This window comes from Mycobacterium sp., assembly GCF_035653355.1.
GTDB lineage: Bacteria > Actinomycetota > Actinomycetes > Mycobacteriales > Mycobacteriaceae > Mycobacterium.
Window position 1 is genome coordinate 1 of record NZ_DASRBZ010000427.1, and the last position, 6,220, is coordinate 6,220.

Here is a 6,220-nt window from a genome sequence, read left to right on the forward strand (position 1 = left end):
CTCACGCAGTTTCGCCACCTCGGCTTCGTCGGAGCCAAGGAAGTTGACATGCCCGATCTTGCGGCCTGGCCGCTCTCCCTTGCCGTAGAGGTGAACCCGGGCTTCCGGCATCCGCGCAAACAGGTGATGCAGCCGCTCGTCGACCGTCATCGTCGGCGTTTGCGCGGCACCCAGCACATTGGCCATCACCGTCACCGGCACGGTGGCGTCGGTGTCGCCGAGCGGATAGTCCAGCACCGCGCGTAGATGCTGCTCGAACTGGCTAGTGCGGGCCCCGTCCATGGTCCAGTGCCCGGAGTTGTGCGGGCGCATCGCCAGCTCGTTGACCAGCAACCGGCCGTCGGTCGTCTCGAACAGCTCGACCGCCAGCACGCCGACGACGCCGAGTTCGGTCGCGAGCCGCAACGCCAGGTGCTGCGCCTCGGCGCCGACGTCGTCATCGAGCTCCGGCGCGGGTGCGATCACCTCGACGCAAATGCCGTCGCGCTGCACGGTCTGCACCACCGGCCAGGCCGCGCCTTGGCCGAACGGCGAGCGAGCCACCAGCGCGGCGAGCTCTCGACGCATCTCGACCCGCTCTTCCACCAGGACCGGTACGCCGGTGGCCAGAAACTCGCCCGCAATATCGCGGGCCTGGGCCAGGTCGCGGGCCGTCCGGACCCCGCGACCGTCGTAGCCGCCGCGCACCGCCTTGACCACGATCGGACCGCCGACCCGATCGGCAAAACCATTAATGCTGTCCAGCTCGTCGGGGTGATCGACGCTGGCGTAGCGCGGCACCGGAGCCCCCAGCGCGGAAAGTCGTTCGCGCATGACGAGTTTGTTCTGGGCGTGTACCAACGCGTGCGGGGGCGGCGCCACGTTGACGCCCTCGGCGACCAGCTTTTCCAGCAGCTCGCCGGGCACGTGCTCGTGGTCGAACGTCACCACGTCCGCGCCGGCGGCGACGCGGCGCAGGTCGTGCAGGTCGGTGTGGGAGCCGATCACCACGTCCGGGGTGACCTGAGCAGCCGGGTCGTCCGGCGCGGCGGCCAACACCCGCAGGGTCTGGCCCAGGGCAATCGCGGCCTGATGGGTCATCCGGGCCAGCTGGCCGCCACCGACCATGGCGACCAGGGGTGCAGCAATGGGGGTACCGGGCACGTCAATCATCGTGTCATGACCGGCTGAGCGGGGCATTTAGCGGCGGTCACACCGCCGCGACGCACCGGCGGCCCGCAATACGTAGACTGCGACATTGTGTCCTTCGCCGATGCCACGATCGTGCGGTTGCCGCGGGTGGTCCGGTCCTACGTCGAACGCCATCACGAACTGATCAAGTTCGTCATTGTCGGGGCCACCACGTTCGTCATCGACTCGGCGACCTTCTACACGCTTAAGCTGACCATTCTGGAGCCCAAGCCGGTGACCGCCAAGGTCATCGCGGGCATCGTCGCCGTCATCGCGTCGTACATCCTCAACAGGGAATGGAGCTTCCGGCACCGCGGCGGCCGGGAACGCCACCACGAGGCGCTGCTGTTCTTCGCGTTCAGCGGGGTGGGCGTGCTGCTGTCGATGGCGCCGCTGTGGTTCTCGCACTATGTCCTGCAGGTGCGGGTGCCGACGGTGTCGCTGACCGTGGAGAACATCGCCGACTTCATCTCCGCCTACATCATCGGCAACTTGCTGCAGATGGCCTTCAGGTTCTGGGCCTTCCGGCGCTGGGTGTTCCCCGACGAGTTCGGCCGCAGCTCGGAGAAGGCGCTGGAATCCGCGCTGACCGCCGGCGGGATCGCCGAAGTCTTCGAGGACAACATCGAAGAAGGCGGCACCGTCACGCTGCTGCGCGCGTGGCGATCACGGCGCAACCGGTTCGCTCAGCTGGGCGATTCTTCTGATCCGAGTGTGTCGAAAACCTCGTGATACAGCAGCGCGTGCACCTGCCGTACGCGCGGAATGTCGTAGAACTCCAACGGTTCTTGTGACGCCGACTCGATGATCAGCGTGCCGGCTCGCAACATCCGGTCGACGATCCCGTGCCGGAATTCGACGCTGTTGATCCGGGCCAGCGGGATGTCGATTCCGCTGCGCGTCAGCACGCCGTGCCGATACATCACCCGCCGGTCGGTGATGACGAAATGCGTTGTCAGCCAGGCGAAGAACGGCCACAGCGTCAGCCAGCCAACCACCAGCAGCCAGATCGCCCAGATGACACCGAAGATGACGTTCTTGGCGCTCGGATCCCAGTGTCTAGTGTTGACGAATCCGGCGACGAACGACGCCAGACCGGTCGCCAGGATGAGCACCGTGACCGCTCCGATCACGCGCTTCCAGTGGGGATGGCGGTGCAAAACCACCTGCTCGCCGTCCGCCAGCACGCTGTCGGGGTAGCGCATCAGTGCGCGGCCCGCAGATGGGTGATGTCGCCGGCCGAAATCGCCACGGTCTGTCCGCCGGTGTCGACCTGCAGCCGGCCCATCTCGTCGACGGCTTGGGCGACGCCGACTACTTCACGGTCACCGGGCAACGTTGCCTTCACGCGGCGCCCCAGCGTCAGGCTGTGGCGCTGGTAGGCGGCGACGAGCCCAGGGCCGGCGCCGGCCGCGGTACGCCAGGCTTCGATGCGGCCAGCCAGCTCGCGAAGTATTCTGTGCGCCAACGTGTTTCGGTCAGTCATCGACGACCCCAGCATCAGCAGCGACGTCGCCGCCGGATCCGGCGCTTCTTCGGCGGTCAAGGTCACGTTCAGTCCCAGCCCGATCACGATCACCGGCGCGGGGGCGGCGACTTCAGTGAGTATCCCGGCCAGCTTGCCGTCCTTCACCAGCACGTCGTTGGGCCATTTCACCCCGGCGGTCACATCGGCCACCGCGGCCAGCGCGTCGACCACCGCAAGCCCGGTCGCCAGCGGCAGCCACCCCCACGCTGAGCGGGCAACTGACGGCCCGTTCACCCCGACCGACATCGCGATCTGCGCGTGCGGCGGCGCCGACCAGTGCCGGCCATGACGGCCACGGCCGGCGTTCTGGTATTCGGCCAGCAGCACGCACCCGTCAATGTCTTCGCCGGCCGCCACACGGGCCAGCAGATCAGCGTTGGTGGACCCGGTTTCCTCGACGACGTCGAGCTGACGCCACGGCAGCCCCGGCCCGACCAGGCCGTCGCGCAACGCCGCCGCATCCAATGGCGGCCTGAGCAGGTCGTGCTCCATCACGGACCAGCCTAAGCGAGCCGCTAAGCTCGACACCCATGACGAGCGTTACCGATCACCACGCCGAACCCGCTGCCGAGCACACCGTCGACATCCACACGACCGTCGGCAAGCTGGCTGAACTGCGCAAGCGCCTGGACGAGACGCTGCACCCGGTCGGCGTCGAGGCCGTGGACAAGGTGCACGCCAAGGGCAAGCTGACCGCCCGCGAGCGCATCTACGCGCTGTTGGACGAAGGGTCGTTCGTCGAGCTCGACGCCCTGGCCCGGCACCGCAGCACCAACTTCGGGCTGGACGCCAAGCGGCCACTCGGCGATGGTGTGGTCACCGGCTACGGCACCATCGACGGCCGCGACGTGTGCATCTTCAGCCAGGACGCCACCGTGTTCGGCGGCAGCCTTGGCGAGGTGTACGGCGAGAAGATCGTCAAGGTGCAGGAGCTGGCGATCAAGACCGGGCGTCCGCTGATCGGCATCAATGACGGGGCCGGCGCGCGCATTCAGGAAGGCGTGGTGTCGCTCGGCTTGTATAGCCGGATTTTCCGCAACAACATCCTGGCCTCTGGCGTGATCCCGCAGATCTCGCTGATCATGGGCGCCGCCGCGGGCGGGCACGTCTACTCCCCCGCCCTGACCGACTTTGTGGTGATGGTCGACCAGACCAGCCAGATGTTCATCACCGGCCCGGACGTCATCAAGACAGTCACCGGCGAGGACGTGACCATGGAGGAGCTGGGCGGGGCCCACACCCACATGGCGAAGTCAGGGACGGCGCACTACGTCGCATCCGGTGAGCAGGACGCGTTCGACTGGGTTCGTGAATTGTTGAGCTATCTGCCGCCGAACAACTACGCCGATCCGCCACGGTATGCGGCGCCCATTCCCGAGGGCGCCATCGAGGACAACCTCACCGCCGAGGACGTCGAACTCGACACGCTGATTCCGGATTCACCGAACCAGCCCTACGACATGCATGAGGTGATCACCCGCATCCTCGACGACGACGAGTTCCTCGAAATCCAGAACGGTTATGCCCAGAACATCGTCGTCGGGTTCGGTCGCATCGACGGCCGGCCCGTGGGCATCGTCGCCAACCAGCCCACGCAATTCGCCGGCTGCCTGGACATCAACGCGTCGGAGAAGGCCGCGCGCTTCGTGCGGACGTGCGACTGCTTCAACATCCCGATCGTCATGCTGGTCGACGTGCCGGGTTACTTGCCGGGCACTAACCAGGAATACAACGGCATCATCCGTCGCGGCGCGAAGCTGCTCTACGCCTACGGTGAGGCGACGGTCCCCAAGATCACCGTGATCACCCGCAAGGCCTATGGCGGTGCGTACTGCGTGATGGGGTCCAAAGACATGGGCGCCGACGTCGCCGTCGCCTGGCCGACGGCGCAGATCGCGGTGATGGGGGCGTCCGGCGCAGTCGGTTTCGTCTACCGTCAGCAACTCGCGGAGGCGGCCAAGAACGGCGAGGACGTCGACGCGCTGCGGTTGAAGCTGCAGCAGGACTACGAGGACACGTTGGTCAACCCCTACATCGCGGCCGAGCGCGGGTACGTCGACGCGGTGATTCCGCCGTCGCACACCCGCGGGTACGTCGCGACCGCCCTGCGGCTGCTGGAACGCAAGATCGCCCAGCTGCCGCCGAAGAAGCACGGGAACATACCGCTGTGACCGAAGAGACGAACGACGGGCAGAAGCCCCAGCAGGCCCACGACGGGCACGAGCCGCACATCGAGGTCGTCAAGGGCAACCCGACCGAGGAAGAGCTTGCCGCGCTGATCGCGGTGCTCGGCAGCGCAAGTGGCGGTCCGGCCGAGCCGACGCGACCCGAGCGCAACATGTGGGGACATCCCGTCGACAAGTTGCGGTATCCGGTCTTCAGCTGGCAGCGGGTCACGCTGCTGGAACGGTTCCATATGAAGCGGTGACCCGCTTAGTCCTGGGGTCCGCTTCACCGGGCCGGCTCAAGGTGCTGCGCCAGGCCGGCATTGAACCGCTGGTGCGCGTGTCCGGTGTCGACGAGGATGCGGTCATCGCCGAGCTGGGCCCGAATGCCTCGCCCGCGCAGGTTGTCTGCGCGCTGGCCCAGGCCAAGGCCGAGCGGGTTGCGGCCGACCTGGAGGCGGCGGTCGCGGCGGATTGCGTTGTGGTCGGCTGTGATTCGATGCTGCACATCGACGGCCGCCTGTGCGGCAAACCGGCTACGGCCGACGAGGCGCGCCGACAGTGGCAGGCCATCGGCGGGAGGTCTGGACAGCTCCACACCGGTCACGCGGTGCTGCGCCTGCTCGACGGCAAGCCCAGTCAGCAGGAATCCGAAACTGCCACTACCGCAGTGCGTTTCGGCGTGCCCACCGTCGAAGAGTTGACCGCCTACGTCGACAGCGGCGAACCGCTGCATGTGGCGGGCGGATTCACCATCGACGGCTTGGGCGCCTGGTTCGTCGACGGCGTCGACGGCGACCCGTCCAACGTGATCGGGTTGAGCCTTCCCCTGCTGCGCCGCCTTCTGGGCCGTGTGGGATTGTCGGTCGCCGCCCTGTGGCAAGGGCGGTGATCGTGACCGGATCGCAATAGGACCGCAACACAACCGAAGCGGGGCGCCCCGAACGCGCTCGCGCGGTTATCCGGTCGCGCGCCCGACACTTGAGCGATGCCAGTGGAAGAAACCATGTGGGACGTTCGGGTGTCGCCCGATATCGACCGCTATGACGTGGCAAGGCTTCGCGTGGCGCTGGCCGAGGCCATCTGCAGACAGTTGGCGCCGGGCAAGCGACTCCTGCGGGTCGTGACTTGGTCTCCCAATGGCGGCGCGTTGTTCCGGCCGGCGCGGGACGCCCAACGCTTCGCCGTGGCGTACGAAGTCGCGCTGAGCGTCTGACCCAGTTCGTCCATCGCCAAGGCGCGAGCGTCGATCTCGGCGCTTGTCCTGGGGCTGGCCGTCGTGGGTAGGCTCGAGGTGTGCCGCTGCCAGAAGATCCCAGCCCCACACTCGCCGGCTATGCCCACCCCGAACGACTGG

8 protein-coding genes are annotated in these 6,220 nt (G+C 67.3%); 5 read left to right on the forward strand and 3 right to left on the reverse strand.

From position 1 onward, the window contains the following. Positions 1–1,152 (reverse strand): 5-(carboxyamino)imidazole ribonucleotide synthase (locus VFA16_RS14740; protein WP_324968537.1); only part of this gene is annotated, 1,152 nt, incomplete at its 3' end. Positions 1,153–1,239: 87 nt separating this feature from the next. On the opposite strand from VFA16_RS14740, the gene VFA16_RS14745 reads away from it, so the two are divergent. After that, complete coding sequence (locus VFA16_RS14745; RefSeq protein WP_083087125.1) at positions 1,240–1,902, forward strand: GtrA family protein; 663 nt, start codon at positions 1,240–1,242, stop codon at positions 1,900–1,902. On the opposite strand, the gene VFA16_RS14750 is transcribed toward VFA16_RS14745, so the two are convergent. Both VFA16_RS14750 and VFA16_RS14755 read right to left on the reverse strand, forming a co-directional pair. Further along, the gene (locus VFA16_RS14750) at positions 1,857–2,375 is read right to left on the reverse strand and encodes a PH domain-containing protein (RefSeq protein WP_324968531.1); all 519 of its coding nucleotides are present in this window, start codon (positions 2,373–2,375) and stop codon (positions 1,857–1,859) included. The two genes, VFA16_RS14745 and VFA16_RS14750, sit on opposite strands and share 46 nt — an antisense overlap. Then, a complete protein-coding gene (locus tag VFA16_RS14755) occupies positions 2,375–3,190 on the reverse strand; it encodes a biotin--[acetyl-CoA-carboxylase] ligase (protein WP_324968532.1) in 816 nt (271 codons plus the stop codon). The genes VFA16_RS14750 and VFA16_RS14755 overlap by 1 nt, the downstream gene beginning before the upstream one ends. Positions 3,191–3,228: 38 nt before the next feature. Between VFA16_RS14755 and VFA16_RS14760 the strand changes: the two genes are divergently transcribed. The 4 genes from VFA16_RS14760 (at position 3,229) to VFA16_RS14775 (ending at position 6,079) form a co-directional block, all read left to right on the forward strand. Then, the gene (locus tag VFA16_RS14760; RefSeq protein ID WP_324968533.1) at positions 3,229–4,869 is read left to right on the forward strand and encodes an acyl-CoA carboxylase subunit beta; all 1,641 of its coding nucleotides are present in this window, start codon (positions 3,229–3,231) and stop codon (positions 4,867–4,869) included. After that, positions 4,866–5,126 carry an acyl-CoA carboxylase subunit epsilon gene (locus VFA16_RS14765; protein WP_324968534.1) on the forward strand — a complete coding sequence of 87 codons (261 nt, stop codon included), beginning with the start codon at positions 4,866–4,868 and terminating at the stop codon, positions 5,124–5,126. Before VFA16_RS14760 ends, VFA16_RS14765 begins: the two co-directional genes overlap by 4 nt. Further along, on the forward strand, positions 5,123–5,755 hold the full coding sequence (locus VFA16_RS14770; RefSeq protein WP_324968535.1) for a Maf family protein: 633 nt from the start codon (positions 5,123–5,125) through the stop codon (positions 5,753–5,755). Before VFA16_RS14765 ends, VFA16_RS14770 begins: the two co-directional genes overlap by 4 nt. A 96-nt stretch (positions 5,756–5,851) precedes the next feature. Further along, entirely contained in the window at positions 5,852–6,079 is a 228-nt protein-coding gene (locus VFA16_RS14775) for a hypothetical protein (protein WP_324968536.1), read from the forward strand. Positions 6,080–6,220: the final 141 nt, after the last annotated feature.